Genomic DNA, 16,874 nt, shown 5'->3' with positions numbered 1-16,874 from the left:
TTGTATAATCAAGAGAAACGGATTAGGGGGTGATTTCAATGGTAACCGTTAAAAATCATTTACTGAAATTTACTCAAAAGCTCTATCACTGGAACCTTTATCGTGCCATTTTAGCCACGCTATGGTTAGTGTTTCCCTTGGAATTTGTCGGCGTCACTTTTCATATTATTTATGAAACTTGCTTTCATGAAAATGGCATTTTAGAAACTGCTTGGAATTTAAAAACTAACCTACCTGGTTTTCAAGACTTAGCATACCTATTAAAATCAACCAATGATCTTACTTTTATCACGGTCTCCTTGCTACTGGCCTTTTTCTCGGCCGAGAAACTTTACGAGTTGCATGTCCGACAGTCACACGAACACTTAGCCGGTATTACCAGTCTGTTTATCTATTTTCTTTTAATTGTTGAAACAGCTTCTAGTCTTGATTTACCTCAAATTGCAACAGTGGCCAGTAACCTTCTTATTCCCATTCTGATTGGCTTGTTGACGGGTTTCATCTACAGTTTTATTGAACGCCGTCAACCAACTAAAATCACCACTAGCTACTGGGCGACAACCCATTTAATCGCTATTTTTTCTTTTTTGATTGTGTTCATTGGCGCGCTCAGCTTTATTATTTACCAAACCCAGCTCTACCCAAACTATCTTTTTCAGCAAGTTCAAAACTTATTTCAATCAGGAAAACAACCGACATTTTGGCGAATTATCTTAGCAACGACACTGGGAAATTTAGGGCATTTTCTAGGCATCATTAATGAATTCACAACTAATATGGGTAACCATTTTTCTTCAGAGGGGGCTAATTTGGCCTACCTGGCCGTACATCATAGCCTTTGGAAAGTTCCCTATCCTATTAACTTACATACGCTGTATGATTCTTATGGTGCCTTGGGTGGAAATGGGATGCTTTTAGCTTTAGGAAGCACTATTTTGTTACGGGTTAAAAACCAACAAACTCGCTTAGTTGCTCGACTGACGTTTGGACAGCTTCTGTTCGACCAAGGTGAGGCCCTCATGTTTGGCGTCCCAATTTTGTTTAATCCCCTATTCTTTATTCCTCTTTTGTTAGCACCTTTTTTGAGTATGACTATTGGTTACTTAGCTATCAGTATGCACTTAGTACCACCTGCTGCCTACGTGATTCCATACGCCACACCCGGAATTTTGCGAGCATTTCTTGGCACAAACGGTAACTTCGGCGCTTTGGCTGTTAGTCTGCTCTGTGTGTGCGTTTCAGGGTTAGTCTACTATCCATTCGTCAACCTTCTTGATCAATTCACCGCTCAGAATGGAGATGAGCTTAATGTATAAATGGCTACGTTTCATCATTTTAGCGACCTTAATGACCTACATGGGCTTTTTAGGTCTGAACTGGACACAAAAAAATATGCGAAATGCGATACCTGCTGCTGATTCCAGAATTTCCCCCATCATTCTTGTCCCTGGCAGTAGTGCCACACAAGAGCGTTTTGACGCGATGGTCAACGAGCTTAACGGCAAAACAAAAACGACGAGTAGCCTTCTCAAGGTGACCGTTCATACAGATAATCATTTATCTTACAGTGGCACTTTCAAACCAGGTCGTAGTCATCCCTATATTGTGATCGCCTTCGCTAACAATCATGATGGTTATTCCAACATCAAAAAACAGGCAGCCTGGTTCAACCACGCCATAAAAATTTTAAGCGCAAAATACCAATTTAATCACTTTTCTGCCATTGGTCACTCTAACGGCGGCCTCGTTTTGACACGCTATTTAGAAAAATACTTTAATCCCCAAAAATTACGTATCACGACACTGATGACGATTGCATCACCCTTTAATTTTTCGGAAACCAATATTGATAAACGCACACAAATGCTGAGTGACATGATCAAAGCCAACACCAAGATTCCTTCCAATTTAATTATGTACTCGGTTGCTGGTACCGAAAACTACAATAATGATGGCACCGTGCCGTTTGCCAGCGTGGAAGCCGGCAAGTATATTTACCAAAACACAGCTAAAAAATATACACAGATTACGGTCACTGGTGAAGATAGTACCCATCATGATCTGCCCCAAAATGGAGAAATTGTAAGCTTAATTCAACAATATATTTTGCATGTGAACAATCTTCCAGATCAACCAAATATTAATATTCGCCACTAAATTTTTCAAAGCCCTGCTACGTTTAATCTTTGCAGTAGGGCTTTTTTATTTTGCAACTTAGGCTGGCTTAAAAATAATTTAAGAATTAAAGTCCTCCTTTTTTGCAAATGGCGTTATACTTATACGGTGCAAGGCATTACACCTAAAATAGAAAAGAAAGAGGCCGGTATTTTGGATAAAGTAAACCAAAAAAGTACGACGCGGTATGCGTCCATGCACATGAACGACGTGTATAAGTACTTTGGTACCAAGGAAACGGGTTTAACTTCCGAACAAGCTGCTGGATTATTAAAAAAATTTGGCAAAAATACGATTCAGCGCAATAAAAAACAATCACAACTCAAGTCATTTTTAAAAAACTTTACGAGTTTAATGGCCATTTTGTTGTGGATTAGTGGGTTCATTGCCATTTTTGCACAAATGGTTGAACTGGGAATTGCTATTTGGGCTGTCAATGTCATCAATGGTATTTTCAGTTATTGGCAAGAACACCAAGCACAAAAAGCCACTGATTCCCTCCTTAAGATGTTGCCAACTTACGCGCAAGTCTTACGGGATGGCAAACCCCAACAAATCAATTCGGAAGATTTGGTTCCTGGGGATGTGTTCATCATTCAGGCTGGTAACAGTATTTCTGCCGATGCACGTATCATCAAATCAAATGCTCTTCAAGTTGACGAATCGGCTTTGACCGGTGAATCCGTCTTGGTTGGCAAACAAGCCCAATACGCCCATGGAGTTGGGCGATTTGCCGAAGCTAACATCGTGTTTGCTGGAACCGTTGCTGGTAGTGGAACTGCTACTGCTGTGGCGGTGGCTACTGGGATGCATTCAGAATTTGGTAAAATTGCCAAGTTGACACAAAGTGAAAAGCATCACGCTAGCCCACTAGAATTAGAGTTGAATCATTTAACCAAACAACTTTCTTTAATTGCGATTTTGATTGGAACCATCTTTTTTATCGCCGCAATTTTCTTCGTTCATTACCCGATTGCCAAATCATTTATTTTTGCGTTGGGAATGATTGTAGCCTTTATCCCAGAAGGCCTCTTACCGACTGTCACCCTTTCTTTAGCACAAGGTGTGACCCGAATGGCCAAAAAACACGCCTTAGTCAAGAATTTAAACAGTGTGGAAACGTTGGGCGAAACTACAGTAATTTGCTCGGATAAAACGGGAACGTTAACGCAAAATCAGATGACCATCAATCACCTATGGCTGGCCAGTCATGAATTTACCGTAACCGGACAAGGGTATGTCAATAACGGTCATATTCAGATGAACAACCAAGACGTCACAATCGCCCAACACCCTGATCTAGAAATGTTATTGCGAGTCTCAGCTTTGAATAATGATACCAAGGTTGAACAACCCAAAAATGCGGGAGACAACCCGAAAATTATCGGAACTCCCACAGAAGCCGCGCTCATTATTCTGGCACAAAAGGCGGGAATGAACGTTGAAGAAGAAATCCAAAAAGTTCCCCGTATTGGCGAATTACCTTTTGATTCTGATCGCAAACGGATGTCGACTTTCCACAAGGTTGGGGATAAAACGACCATTTGTGTAAAGGGTTCGTTAGACGGCATGTTACCAATCAGTGATACCATTTTGGATAACGGTACGGTTCGCCCAATCACTGAGGCAGACAAACAACAAATTAATGCTGCTGACAAAAAGTACGCCGCTCAAGGTTTACGTTCCCTTGCCATTGCGTACCGTGATGCCAACGATGACGATCGTCTTCCCAATGATCCTAAAGACTGGACTATTGAGAATGCTGAAACACATTTAACATTCGTCGGCCTAACCGTTATGCAAGATCCACCGCGTCCAGAAATTTATGAGGCCGTTCGTAAATGCCACGAAGCTAGCATCCGAATCATTATGGTCACTGGAGATAGTTCATTAACTGCCAAAAGTATTGCAACTAAAATTGGTATCACAAGTGATAACGCCCGTGTAATTACAGGTGATGAATTAGCTGAAATGCACACAGCGGACCTCAAAAAAGCGCTTGAAGGAGAAGTCATTTTTGCTCGTGTAGCGCCTGAACAAAAGTACCGCATCGTATCAACCTTACAAAGTAATGGCGAAATCGTAGCTTCCACTGGTGATGGCGTCAACGATGCACCCGCTTTGAAAAAAGCTGATATTGGTGTAGCCATGGGTGTGACTGGAACAGATGTCGCTAAAGACGCAGCTGATATGATCCTTACTGATGATAATTTTGCGTCCATTGTCGCTGCTATTGAAGAAGGTCGAACCGTTTACAGCAACCTACAAAAATTCTTACTTTACATTTTGAATAGTAATATGCCGGAAGCTGCCCCTTCAATTTTATTCCTATTCTCACGGGGCTTGATTCCACTGCCCCTAACTGTTATGCAAATTTTAACCGTTGATTTGGGAACCGATATGTTACCCGCATTAGGTTTAGGTGCTGAAAAAAGCGAACCTGGCATCATGAAACAGCCGCCGCGTTTGCGAACTGCTCACCTACTTAACCGAGGTATTATTCTCAAAGCCTTCGCGTGGTATGGCATGGTAGCGTCGATTATTTCCACAATTGGTTATTTCTTCGTCAACAGTCAACACGGTTGGCCAAATATCGCTTTGGCTGCGTCTGGCCCGGTCTATCAAGAAGCCACTACGATGACCTTAGCTGCCATTGTCTTTTGTCAGATTGCCGCTGCCATCAATTGTCGAACTAAAAACTCATCTGTTTTTAGCATTGGAATATTCAGCAACCGACGCATTTGGGGCGGTATTGTCTTTGAAGTCGCGCTACTTGCTTTGCTAATCTATGTGCCGTTCCTCCAGGGATTATTCAACACCGCGCCAATTGATTGGCATGACTGGGTCTTGTTATTCTGCATCCCTATTCCTCTGGTATTAATTGAAGAAGCACGCAAATTATTTATGCGCAAAAAGCACGCGCCTAAATCAAACGTCGCGTGACAAAATATAAATGATTGATGAAGTCCAAGAAATTTGGACTTCATTTTTTAGTTTCAAATTTAATTTTCGAACGCCAAATTCATGGTATGATTAGGTATTCCAAAAACTGTTAATCGAAACGGAGAGATGTAAGATGCATGAATTAACTGATACTTTTGAACTTCGAAACGGCGTTAAAATTCCTAAGGTCGGCTTTGGCACCTGGCAAGTTCCAGATGGTGAAGTAGCCTACAATGCCTTTAAAAATGCTTTAGCGGCAGGTTATCGCCATATTGACACCGCATGGCAATACGGTAACGAAAAAAGTGTGGGTAAAGCTATCCGCGATTCCGGCATTGCGCGTGATCAAATTTTTGTAACCACCAAATTGCCTGCTAAGAGCAAAACCTATGCAGATAGTTTACGTTATTTTGAAGAAACCATGACGAATCTAGATTTAGATTACGTTGATTTGTATTTAATTCATGCCCCATGGCCATGGGACGAGTTTGGTGCTGACTACTCTAAAGAAAACGTTGAAGTTTGGCGGGCAATGGAAAAAATTTATCAATCCGGACGTGCCAAAGCAATCGGTATTTCGAATTTTAATGTTCAAGATCAAAAAAACATTTTGGACAATTGTGAAATTGAACCTATGGTAAATCAGTTGCAATACTACATTGGCTACACGGAGCCACAAAACGTGAAGTTTGCCAAAGAAAGTGGCATGCTGGTTGAAGCTTTCTCACCTCTAGCAACTGGCTACTTACTGCACAATCCAGAAGTGGCAGACATTGCCAAACGTAATCAAGTGACGATTGCCCAATTGGCTATCAAATATTGCTTACAACATGACATTTTGCCTTTACCTAAAGCCATTAATCCGGCACATATTAAAGAAAACACTGATTTAGACTTTGTGATTCCTGAAGCGGATATGAAATTGTTAGACAGCTTGGTGGACACTGCACCAGGTGAAGATCACAACGAATAATAGCAACCTAAAAAGGCCTTAAATGTTTGATTACACGCAACATTTAAGACCTTTTCTATATATTTATAGACGCACAATAACAAAAACTTAGCAGTTATGCTTTAAAACTTGAAATATCTAAGCACTCGTCTACTGCGGCTTTCACATGGTTATCATGTGTCGCAATTATAACGACTTTACCAGAAACCGCCATTGCCCGTAAACTATCAAGAACCAATTGACCATTAGCGTGATCTAAGGCACCCGTGGGCTCGTCTGCTAGTACAATTAAAGGATTTTGCAAACTTAAGCGTGCTAAGGCAACTCGTTGTGCCTCCCCACCAGATAACGTAAATATTTTACGTGTTAAATAGGTATCATCTAAGCCAAATTTTGCCAAATGGTTCTGTAATTCAGCGGTTCGATAATGTTTCACAATATTAAGATTTTGGGCAACTGTTTCTTCGTCAACCAGTGCATAATTTTGAAACAGATACCCGATAAATTGACGAAAATATTTCAAACTCGGAATAGTTGTGATATCTGTGCCCTCAAAACTGATGGAACCAGCGGTTAACTTTTCTAAACGCCCAATGCTATTCAATAGGGTAGTCTTGCCACTCCCAGACGGTCCGACAAGGGCGTACATTTTTCCGGATTCAAATTGATAGTCGACATTTTTAAAAACATGATATTGATCAAAGCTTTTGCTACATCCTGTAAGTTTTAAATAACTGGTCATGATTTATTCCCCTTTGATTGCCTTATTAATATCCAAATAATGGTTCTGAATGCTCAATATCAGCAGTTCGACAACATTGGACAACACTAGCAACAGTATCGTAACCATCATATTTTTAGTAATTGCCCACACAATGAAGGCTTCAAAAAGACTTAATATTAAATTCAAACTGATGAATTTACCAAAAATACTAATGAAGTGGCTTCCCAATAATCGTTTAATGGCAATCTTCTTACGATTGTTATTAAAATAAATACTATTAAACGAAATATTTTCAATGATAATGATCGCTAATGTAATAACCAGCACAGCTATTGAAATTTCTAGTTTGCGGCGAACTAGTGTTAATTGTTTCATCGCATAACTTTTGGTATCCACAATACCACCAATATAGCGGGACATTCCTGATTTTTGAATAGCTTTGTGCATTACTGAAACACTAGAACTAAGAAAGGCTTCATTGGAAAGATAACTTGACCAAATACTGTTTGCGTCTGTGTTATGCTTACCGATACCACCTAAAGACTCGTTTGTTAAAACAAGCACAACTGGAGAATTGACATAAGCATCGTAATAACCCAAATCCAGTGCATTCGCACTATAGGTAAACGAACGTTGTGAATTCTTGATCTTAATTGCTTTGATTGTCAGTTTCTTTCCGGTTTTGTGCTCGGCACTATTTAGCCACAAATCACTTCGATATTCTCGTAAAATCTGACTACGATTGGCATACTGGTCTTCCGGAATTAGAACGTAAGTTGTCCTAGTTTTATTTGGGATGCGAATCCGTTTACCATCAGAAGCTAGAACCGAATTTATTTTTAAGTAATTGGGATTTACAGTCAAAACATGACCATTAGAAGAGTTCATGACGTCTGCTTTACCAGTTCCCCAGCCTTGATAATTAGCAAGCATTCCACCGTGATTCTCAAGATAATGGAATAAGACGGTGGATCCATGATTAACGATTTTATCTTCTTTACTTGTCGTATCAATCGGAGAAAGATTGACGGTATAGTAAGTCTTACCATGTGTCCAAACAGATAATTGGTTGTTTAATTGTTGACTTTGTTTTAACGTTCCCAGTAAAGTCACGAAAGTCAAACAAGCAAAGATTTCCACGACAATTTTAATGATCATATTAATATAGAAAGCAAGTTTGTTTTTAACATTACCCTTAATGGCATTAACAATGGTTCGTTCAGAATGTGAATGGGCTCTTAAAATTGCTGCTACTCCGGTTACCAAAATAACTATCAAGTATAATAACAACGCAAAATAAGCTACGATTCGATAACAGTTCATGAACTTATTCATCCACATATAAATCATCAACAGAACAATACCAAGTAAGTAGCTGCTTAAGAAATAGCCCTGATCATCTATAAAAGTGTCAAAAGCGTCATCAAAATTCGACATACCCAATAAATTACGAATATTAGTTTTTTTTAAGTTGTGTAAATTAGCTAAAATGATAACGATTCCCATTACTAAAAAAGCCAATATTAGAATACTAGATAGTTGATTGGTATTCAGAAAATCCGAAATTCCCCAATTCCAACTCTCGTTTATTGATGCATATTGAATTTTATTACGCTTAAACATTCGTTCAATGGAATCTCGGTTTACATGCCCGACAAAATAAAGTGGATATCTTATGTCGCTAATTTGCATTTCTAGTTTTGTAGCTATTGATTCTTTAGGTACCTTTGTGTTATTCCCAAAAACGTACATTTTAGTCTGTGTATCGCCAGTATCATTTACAGTTTGGACATTAAATACCTTTATTGCTGAAACATGGTGTTGATTTGTGTAATTTGTGATCGCTCTATTAAATCTTTTGCTATCGATACCGCCGCGCATACCATTGATTTCATAGGCAGTACGACTTGATTCAATATATGTTGGCGCAATAGACCGAACAAAAGCAAAAAGCACAAGTAAACAGATAACGCTGACCACTCTAATTGTGATACGTCTAATTTTATTCACTTTATTTTCTCCCCCTATATATGTACACATGGGACCTAATCCAAGTATCAATAAATAATACTTAATGCCATCCTTGAGAAGTCCCTATAAACGAATAAAGTCTTCAAGTTAAACAGGTTGCCCCAAGCCTTATGTTCATCTCGAAAACTTTACTTTTATGAAGTCATTTTTAACAATCTCTTATTGACCAACTTTTAGTATTTTCACCAATATTAAGTTGTCCATTTCACGCTTAAACAATTATCTCATCAACAAAGTCAGTATACCGGCCTAAATCGCCACCCAATGCACATTTGAATCGTTTTAAAACAGTTTGTACCATTGTAGAGCCACACTAATATTGGGATTGGCCGTATAGAACAACGTATCCACCCCACCAAGTTGCATTCCTTGTTTTTGATAAAATCGGCACGCGTTTAAATTATCATCTTGTGCCTCTAATTGCAGTCCCACACATTGATTAGCGCGTGCCCATTTTTCAGCAGTCTCAAAGAGCTGTTGACCAATTCCAGCATGCCGATAGCCAGCTTTTATCGCAATATTTTCGATGTAGCCGAACTTATTCCAATTCTTAAACATGCGGATTTGCCCAACATTTTCACCATTTAAATAGGCAAAGTACAGTTGCTTGTGTGGATCTTTTAAGTAACTTTCGTCTGGCTCTTCTGCTGGAAATTTCGTTGTCTTCGCATTTGTGAAACGTTCCTCGCTTACTGTCCACTGCCCGTTTTCTAGAGCCGGAATGACACGACCCGTTAATGAAAACGGCGTATTAGATTGATCCCATTCTTTTAAATTTTCTTTGTTCAAACTCACAATTTTGATCATCTCTAACGAAGCCTACCTTTGTTTATGTCATGTAAAAAGTATAGCACTTTGAAGAATCCTGCTTTTTGATTTACCATAAAATTAAGTATTCTTAAGAGAGAAGGTCATTTCATGATTTCAGATCAACATAACGACGCACGTTATAAGTTATCTCCATTTAAAACGCTGTCGTCTGAACAACTTCAATTAAAAAATAAAGTAATGGCCTTTATTCATACACACCTCGGCCAATCGCAACACGCTGTTTTTACCATCTACGGTGAAGCAGGTACCGGTAAGAGTGTGGTCTTAAGCCAAATTTTTAATAAATTACAGACTGCCGCCCGTAGTAACCCTCAAAGTGCACTTTATGGCACCAAAAATGTTTTCCTTGTAAATCATCCTGAAATTCTGAAGGTCTATCAAGAAATCGCGGGAGAACAACCACATCTATTTAAAAAGGACTTTGATCGCCCGACTTCCTTTATTAATCGGCGTCACAAAGACCAAAAAATAGCTGACATCACTGTCATTGATGAGGCACATCTTTTGTTATCACGTCCTGATCGTTACAACAATTTTGATCAGCAAAATCAATTAGTTGAAATTATAAAGCACAGCAAAATTGTCATCCTCGTTTTCGATGAAAATCAAGTTCTCAAAACGAAAAGTTATTGGGATCACGAACGTTTGGCAAAAATTGTGAATCCGTATGATCATGACAGTTATATCTTACAAGATCAATTTCGTATGCATGCTGATCCTAGGTTAATCGCTTGGATTGATGATTTGACACACGGCAACCTTGATCCTCTTCCCAAACATCGACAAGACCACTTCGATTTTCGCATCCTGGATGACGCCCAAAAAATGTATCAGTTAATCCAAGCAAAAAATCAAGCGGTGGGTTTATCCAGAATTGTATCCACAACCGGTTATCCATCGAAATTAGATGGTGGTAAACATTATATTGTCGAAGGTAACTTTAAGTTACCTTGGGATCAGTACAATTATTCTCGTCAGTCTTGGGCAGAAAAACCAGAAACCATTCATGAAGTGGGCTCCATTTATACCGTTCAAGGATTTGATTTAAATTATGTCGGTGTCATCTTAGGACCACCCATTGAATATGATCCCCTTACAGAGGGCGTGACCGTCAATCTAAGTAAAGTCACTGACAGTGAAATTTTTAAAAAACGAGCTGACTTGACCGACCAAAAAGAACTCATCAAAATCAAACAACGCCTCATCATGAACACACTGAACGTCCTTTTAAAACGTGGTGTTCATGGGTTATATATTTACGCAAGTCAGCCAGAACTGCGCCAAAAATTGGCTAATCTTTACGTGGACAGTCTTTAAGTATTTTATTTACTTCAATAATCACCACCGAATCTCTTGATTTAACATTGACTCGTCGAAATCTTTTCCCGTATCAGCTCTTTTTGATTTACTTTGGGAGACCAATAGGACTGCAAGTGTTGCTATGACTTTCGTTGCGCTTAAAGCTTAAATTCAAGATTAAAAAATGGCTTGGCCGCTATGGCGAGAAATCTTATTTGTTACTTTTAATTGAAATTTTTCTTGGTTTCTCGGCCTAAATTAAAACTCTTTTGTGTTGTGAATGCACCAATTCTAATGATGGTAAACGTCGACATCGCAAATATTTAAGCATATATCTACTTTTAGTTCACACATGTAATTAAAAGCTTAACAATTTTTGCTTCAAAAAATACTTGAGCTTTTTTAAATTAAATGCCTACAATTAGAATTAAATTCACCGTCCATTTAAGGAGAATTCAGTTATGTTTAAAAATGCTGATTTGTTATTTTTACAAAGTGTCCCCGACAATTTTTCTCAAGCCATCGTTGACAGCACTGTCACTTCAAAAAAGACAACTTATGACCACGTTGCACTTATCGAAGTCACAGCTAATAATGAAATCTTTGTCCTTCATAGTTTACCGTCCACTGGAAGCATTCGCGAATCTTATTCAGAATTCAAAACTCGCGACTGGGCACGAATAGATCTATTCCGTTCAAGCCAACTCATTAACACTACCCAGATTATTGCTCAAGCAAAGCAACTTCTTGGTCAACCTTATAATGACAGTTACAGCCCAAATGCCCATGGTTATTACTGTGCCGATTTTGTTTATACAGCTTTTAAAAATAATCAAATTTTCAAACTTATTTCAATGAATTTTATGGATCAAAAAAACAAGACCATTTTGCCATTCTGGGTAGACTATTATTCACAATTAGGCATATCCGTTCCCAATGGACAGCCGGGTTTAAATCCTAATGAAATGGTGCAGCAAGGAAACTTGCATAAAATCACTAATGTGGTGCTATAAAAAACATTAAAACAAAAAACAGTCCAAACATCACGACTGTTTTCCCATCAATTAAGAGTTAGTCTATTTCTGTAATTTAATATACTTAAATTTTCTTTGCCTGAATCGTAAAGCGATCCAAATTTTCTCGATTAATAGCGTATCCGAGTCCTTCTTTTGCAGAAACATCAACAAACGTTCCGTCTAATGCAATTGTGGGTTCGATAATGTCATCTGCATAATACCGTTCAGAAGCGGCAATATCATTTGGCAATGTATATCCAGATAACGTGGCAATCGCAATGTTACCCGCTCGCGCAATTCCTGAATCTAACATGCCACCGCACCAACATTCGATACCATTTTCTTGTGCATAGGTTTGAATTTGTTTGGCAATAGTTAAGCCGCCCACTCTGGCAACCTTAATATTAATAATTCTGCCACTTTTTAATTGCACCATTTTACGAGCATCATCTAAAGAAGTCACACTTTCATCCAAACAAATACTTGTTTTTAATTGTGCTTGCAGCGTCGCATGATCCACTAAATCTCCGGGTTCAAGCGGTTGTTCAATCATAATTAAATTCAGATCATCGAGTTTTTTTAACATTTCCACATCAGCCAACCGGTAAGCAGAATTAGCATCGGCCATCAACATGGTATCTGGAAATTTTTCTCTAACCGCAGCAATATATTCATAATCTTTGCCCGGTTTAATTTTCATTTTGATGCGTCGATAGCCATCCTGAATATAGCCTTCAACGACTTTCACCAATTGTTCCGGAGAATCCTGCACACCAATGCTAACTCCAGTTTCTACCTTATCTTTTTTGCCCCCCAACGCTTGTGCTAAAGTTTGATGTCGTTGTTTGGCATAGATATCCCAAAGCGCACAGTTAATTGCCGCTTTTGACATGTTATTCCTACGAATATCAATAACTAAATGATACATATCATCTGGATGCCTGAGTTCTTTATTCATTATTCTTGGTAGCAGTTGCTTGGTTATCAACTCCCAGCTGCCATCCCGAAATTCTTCATTATAGAATGGCTGATCAAAAGCAGATGACTCACCATAGCCGACTGTGCCGTCTTGGTCATGTAGTTCCAAAATAAGACATTTTTTACTAGTCATTCTAGTAAAACTAGTTTCAAACGGGGTTTTAAGCGGAATATCCACTTTTCTGATAAAAGCACTTACTATTTTCATGTTTAGTCTTCACTTTCTTGGCTTGCGACAACATTTTCTTTGTATTTTTCAATATTTTTTTCGTTAAATGTCAGTTATGTGATAAAGGCAATTCCAGCTGCAACCACTAAAAACAGAAAGGCCGCGCTATAAGAACCACCAAAAAGTTGTACCAAAAAACCGATCAAAATAGGCGCAATAAAACCGGCCAATTGGCCACCAAAGTTCACAATTCCAATCGAAGAACCATATGCATTTTTTGTCATTAGTCTAGCAAAGAACGCAAAGCTGCTGCTAAACGCGATTGATTTAAAGAAATAAGTAATCACTTCAAACGTAATTACAGCGCCAACAGATGTCGCTTTATACATACCAAACATAAAAACCGTTGCTAGCAAACTTGTCAATGCGATTAACCATTTTTCTTTGCCATCAAACCATTTGATCATGATAAAGCCACTAGCAATAGCTCCAATTCCGGCTGCAATTGACGGTAAGGGAACCATCCAGGCCACCCCTGCTAGGTTGATGTGTCTAGCCTGCAATAAATATGTTGGCATCCAAGTATCTAGTCCCTTTGTTACTGAACTGAGTCCAAAAACCACAATGAAAAACTGCCAAATCGTTTTATTCGTCAACACTTGTGACCAGTTAACTTTTGCACGTTTTGAATTTGTTGATTTTTCCTTTTGTTGTTTGGGCTTCATAACGAAAAAGTAAACAACTACAAATACGATTCCAACAATTCCTAATAAATGAAACGCACTTCGCCAACCAACCGAAGCAATAATTGGGGCAATGATGACCGGCGCAATTGCGGCACCCACATAATTAGAAGAAATCATGCCTGACGTGGCTTGTGAGCGACTTTTGTAGGAAAATTCTTCGGCTACCTGTTTCAAACTGGCTGACGGAAAGGCGCCTTCCCCCAAACCAAATAAAATTCGGATCACGATAAGTGAACCTAGGGACCAGGCAAATCCCGTAAATACGGTAAAAATTGACCACATGGTAATTGCTACAACTACTGTAGTTCTCGTTCCAAATTTGTCAGTTAACCAGCCACCAGGAATTTGCATTAACGAGTAGCTGAAGAAAAAAGCACTAGCAACAACACCCAAAGTTGTGGTACTTAAATTAAAGTCTTTGCCAATGTACGATAAAGCAATATTGATGGCCGATCTGTCTAAAAAACAAACAATATACGCAATATAAATTAAGATAAATGTTGCTTTTGGTTTCTTGGTTTCCGTTTGAATACTTGAAAATGCACTATTTTCCATAGACTTTACCTCTGTTATTTAAATAAATTTTTGGCTAATTCATACGAAATTTTAATTCCATCCATAAAATCTTTTTTCGTCATATTTTCATTTGGAGCATGATTATGTTGATCATAATTGGCATACGGGATCGTAACCACCGGCACTTTAAGTACTTCCGTCCATACATAATTAGGCACCGTTCCCGCCATGACCGGTTCAATGACCACTGATCCAGTCGCCTTTTTAATAATTGCTGCAAAAGTGTCAATGAGTGACTTAGACAAGTCTGAAGTACTAGGTGGAATTGCACCTAAATAGTTAATTGAAACTCTGCCACTTTGAATTTCAGTTGCTAAGACCGTTTCCAGTCCTTCGCGAATTGTTTCAATATTTTGATTACCCACTAAACGACAATCAATCTTAACGTTAGCTTGGTGTGGAATGACCGTCTTCAATCCTTTGCCAGTATATCCCCCATTAATTCCCGCAATATTAAAAGTCGGTTGATACATTAATCGTTGGTAAAATTCCATTTTATCTGGGATAGTTTTCAAACCCATTTGAGAACTGATCTGTTTTCTATCATAAGGTAGCGCCTCTAACAGATCAGTTTTAATTTCTTTTCCTTGAGGCACACCCTGGTAAAAATCAGGAATCAAAACGCGCTGTTCGTCAAAATCATATAATTTTTTTAAAACCGTAACTAACTTAATGGCCGCACTGGTCATTATATTGCCAGCATTACCAGAATGATTATCATTTTCACCCGTCTTTGTGGTTAGTTCAAATCCAAAAAGACCACGATTTCCAAGCCTAATCACATGCTCACCATTTTGATTAATCGATCCATCCACGACCACTGCTAATTCCACTTGTTTTAGTAAAGTTTCATGTAAGTTTGAAACCGTTGTTTTTAGATTGACACTGCCTCGTTCTTCTTCGCCTTCCACTAAAAAAGTCACATTGAATGGTAACGTTCCGTGTAATTGAATATATGTATAGATGCCTAAAATTTGGGCCATCAACTGACCTTTATTGTCACCCACACCACGACCAAAATATCTTGCATTCTTCAAGGTTAGTTTAAAAGGGTCCGTTTTCCATAACTCACGATCACCGCCCGGCATTGTGTCATAATGCCCGTAGAACAAGACAGTATGGTCCGTTTTTCCACTAATTTGGGCCACAAGAGATGGCAGTCCGGCTGTTTTAATCAGGGTAACTTTTGCATGTAAAAATTTTTCGAAGGTTGTTTTCAAAAAATTAATACATGCCGACATATCATCATCTGTGTTACTAACCGATCTGATTTCAACAAATTGTTTTAATAGTTGTTCAAACTTCAAATAATGTTCATTTATGTATTCTGCGTCTTGATCCATTTTTGCTTTCTCCTTTCAAACGTTACTTTTAAATTTTAACTCATTTTTTTCTAACTTAATATTAATAATACTATTGCTTTTTGCCATAAAAATGAAATACAATAATTCACATGCAGTATACCTAAAAGGCTATAGGAGATGAAACCCATGCGTTTACTACAATTAAGATATTTTGTTGACGTTGCTTTAAGCGAGAATATTTCTAGTTCTGCACGCAAACTGCGTGTTGCCCAACCCTCACTCAGCAAAACACTGAAACAACTTGAACAAGAACTTGGTGTGACATTGTTTATTCGTAATGGTCATTCACTAAAGTTGAGTTCACAAGGGACTGTTTTTTCAAAGCAAGTGACCCAAGTTCTTAACCAACTTGATGATGCAGTTAATGCGGTTAAAACAATCAGTTCTGCCAGTAATAATGCGGTAACTTTGCGTTTTGAGACGTCATCTCCTATGATTCCAACATTAATTCAGACTATTAAAGCTCAAGTCCCAGGCGTGACTGTTAACCTTGTGCAGCACGGCCTGGAGAATAATCGCTTGGAGCATTATGATTTTGAGTTTAGTACACATCCGATCAGCGGTAACACAAATAAGCTGCTAACTGACGAAGAGATTTACGTCGCTGTTAGCAGCCATTCCAAACTTAGTAGAAGAGAACACTTAACACCTGATGACCTTTTAAATGAAAATCTTATTTTATCTGAAAAAAGTCCTCTACGAACTTATTTAGAATCTTACTTACTTGACCATAATTTCAAAACCGTTATCCCTAAATTTGTGACGAGCGATCGGGATACTTTTCATGGCCTAATTGCGCAAGATATTGGATATGGATTTGTCCCTGAAAGATCCTGGTTAACCGTTGATTTATCTGCTATTTCTTTACACAAGCTCTATCCCGATTCACCACACAGAAAAATTTATTTGAGCTTTCAACCCTCGATGGATCTCAATCCCGTTCATGTAAAGGTAGAACGCGCAATTGAAGCTTATTTTGAGAAACTGTGATGTTTTGGCCAAAAAAGCACAGAATTGTTTGTATCCTTTGTTATTTTCTCAAATCACCCAAAAATATTTTATGTGAAATT

Annotated in this window: 13 protein-coding genes; 7 read left to right on the top strand and 6 right to left on the bottom strand. The window is 38.5% G+C overall.

What is annotated here, in order from left to right:
- Positions 1 to 38: 38 nt before the first annotated feature.
- From IV80_RS08775 to IV80_RS08760, 4 genes are all read left to right on the top strand, one after another.
- Positions 39 to 1,316 (top strand): PTS transporter subunit EIIC, encoded by a 1,278-nt coding sequence (locus IV80_RS08775; RefSeq protein WP_057752397.1) that lies wholly within the window; start codon positions 39 to 41, stop codon positions 1,314 to 1,316.
- A complete protein-coding gene (locus tag IV80_RS08770; RefSeq protein WP_236699594.1) occupies positions 1,309 to 2,157 on the top strand; it encodes an alpha/beta hydrolase in 849 nt (282 codons plus the stop codon). The genes IV80_RS08775 and IV80_RS08770 overlap by 8 nt, the downstream gene beginning before the upstream one ends.
- A gap of 213 nt (positions 2,158 to 2,370) precedes the next feature.
- The gene (locus IV80_RS08765) at positions 2,371 to 5,118 is read left to right on the top strand and encodes a cation-translocating P-type ATPase (protein WP_057752467.1); all 2,748 of its coding nucleotides are present in this window, start codon (positions 2,371 to 2,373) and stop codon (positions 5,116 to 5,118) included.
- 133 nt (positions 5,119 to 5,251) lie between these two features.
- On the top strand, positions 5,252 to 6,091 hold the full coding sequence (locus IV80_RS08760; RefSeq protein ID WP_057752391.1) for an aldo/keto reductase: 840 nt from the start codon (positions 5,252 to 5,254) through the stop codon (positions 6,089 to 6,091).
- Between the two features lie 94 nt (positions 6,092 to 6,185).
- On the opposite strand, the gene IV80_RS08755 is transcribed toward IV80_RS08760, so the two are convergent.
- The 3 genes from IV80_RS08755 to IV80_RS08745 all read right to left on the bottom strand — a co-directional run bounded on the left by IV80_RS08755 (position 6,186) and on the right by IV80_RS08745 (position 9,632).
- Entirely contained in the window at positions 6,186 to 6,812 is a 627-nt protein-coding gene (locus tag IV80_RS08755) for an ATP-binding cassette domain-containing protein (protein WP_083490582.1), read from the bottom strand.
- A gap of 3 nt (positions 6,813 to 6,815) precedes the next feature.
- Complete coding sequence (locus tag IV80_RS08750; protein ID WP_057752387.1) at positions 6,816 to 8,804, bottom strand: DUF1430 domain-containing protein; 1,989 nt, start codon at positions 8,802 to 8,804, stop codon at positions 6,816 to 6,818.
- 303 nt (positions 8,805 to 9,107) lie between these two features.
- A complete protein-coding gene (locus tag IV80_RS08745) occupies positions 9,108 to 9,632 on the bottom strand; it encodes a GNAT family N-acetyltransferase (protein ID WP_057752384.1) in 525 nt (174 codons plus the stop codon).
- Between the two features lie 114 nt (positions 9,633 to 9,746).
- Here IV80_RS08745 and IV80_RS08740 point away from each other — a divergent pair, with 114 nt between their 5' ends.
- Positions 9,747 to 10,973 carry a DUF2075 domain-containing protein gene (locus tag IV80_RS08740; protein ID WP_057752462.1) on the top strand — a complete coding sequence of 409 codons (1,227 nt, stop codon included), beginning with the start codon at positions 9,747 to 9,749 and terminating at the stop codon, positions 10,971 to 10,973.
- A gap of 443 nt (positions 10,974 to 11,416) precedes the next feature.
- Entirely contained in the window at positions 11,417 to 11,968 is a 552-nt protein-coding gene (locus IV80_RS08735; protein WP_057752381.1) for a YiiX/YebB-like N1pC/P60 family cysteine hydrolase, read from the top strand.
- 85 nt (positions 11,969 to 12,053) lie between these two features.
- On the opposite strand, the gene menC is transcribed toward IV80_RS08735, so the two are convergent.
- From menC to IV80_RS08720, 3 genes are all read right to left on the bottom strand, one after another.
- Positions 12,054 to 13,157, bottom strand: a complete 1,104-nt coding sequence (gene menC / locus IV80_RS08730) for an o-succinylbenzoate synthase (RefSeq protein ID WP_057752376.1) — start codon at positions 13,155 to 13,157, stop codon at positions 12,054 to 12,056.
- 74 nt (positions 13,158 to 13,231) lie between these two features.
- Positions 13,232 to 14,419 (bottom strand): MFS transporter, encoded by a 1,188-nt coding sequence (locus IV80_RS08725; protein WP_057752372.1) that lies wholly within the window; start codon positions 14,417 to 14,419, stop codon positions 13,232 to 13,234.
- Positions 14,420 to 14,433: 14 nt separating this feature from the next.
- Positions 14,434 to 15,783, bottom strand: a complete 1,350-nt coding sequence (locus tag IV80_RS08720) for a M20/M25/M40 family metallo-hydrolase (protein WP_057752369.1) — start codon at positions 15,781 to 15,783, stop codon at positions 14,434 to 14,436.
- Positions 15,784 to 15,930: 147 nt separating this feature from the next.
- Between IV80_RS08720 and IV80_RS08715 the strand changes: the two genes are divergently transcribed.
- Complete coding sequence (locus IV80_RS08715) at positions 15,931 to 16,794, top strand: LysR family transcriptional regulator (protein ID WP_057752366.1); 864 nt, start codon at positions 15,931 to 15,933, stop codon at positions 16,792 to 16,794.
- Positions 16,795 to 16,874 lie beyond the last annotated feature (80 nt).

The organism is Pediococcus cellicola, from assembly GCF_001438655.1.
In the GTDB taxonomy this organism is placed as follows: Bacteria; Bacillota; Bacilli; order Lactobacillales; family Lactobacillaceae; genus Pediococcus; species Pediococcus cellicola.
This window is presented reverse-complemented; position numbering and strand designations above follow the sequence as displayed.

Coding starts and splice junctions, on each gene's coding strand:
- IV80_RS08775 (WP_057752397.1), top strand. CDS start 39: ATGGTAACCGTTAAAAATCATTTACTGAAATTTACTCAAAAGCTCTAT.
- IV80_RS08770 (WP_236699594.1), top strand. CDS start 1,309: ATGTATAAATGGCTACGTTTCATCATTTTAGCGACCTTAATGACCTAC.
- IV80_RS08765 (WP_057752467.1), top strand. CDS start 2,371: ATGCACATGAACGACGTGTATAAGTACTTTGGTACCAAGGAAACGGGT.
- IV80_RS08760 (WP_057752391.1), top strand. CDS start 5,252: ATGCATGAATTAACTGATACTTTTGAACTTCGAAACGGCGTTAAAATT.
- IV80_RS08755 (WP_083490582.1), bottom strand. CDS start 6,812: ATGACCAGTTATTTAAAACTTACAGGATGTAGCAAAAGCTTTGATCAA.
- IV80_RS08745 (WP_057752384.1), bottom strand. CDS start 9,632: ATGATCAAAATTGTGAGTTTGAACAAAGAAAATTTAAAAGAATGGGAT.
- IV80_RS08735 (WP_057752381.1), top strand. CDS start 11,417: ATGTTTAAAAATGCTGATTTGTTATTTTTACAAAGTGTCCCCGACAAT.
- menC (WP_057752376.1), bottom strand. CDS start 13,157: ATGAAAATAGTAAGTGCTTTTATCAGAAAAGTGGATATTCCGCTTAAA.
- IV80_RS08725 (WP_057752372.1), bottom strand. CDS start 14,419: ATGGAAAATAGTGCATTTTCAAGTATTCAAACGGAAACCAAGAAACCA.
- IV80_RS08720 (WP_057752369.1), bottom strand. CDS start 15,783: ATGGATCAAGACGCAGAATACATAAATGAACATTATTTGAAGTTTGAA.
- IV80_RS08715 (WP_057752366.1), top strand. CDS start 15,931: ATGCGTTTACTACAATTAAGATATTTTGTTGACGTTGCTTTAAGCGAG.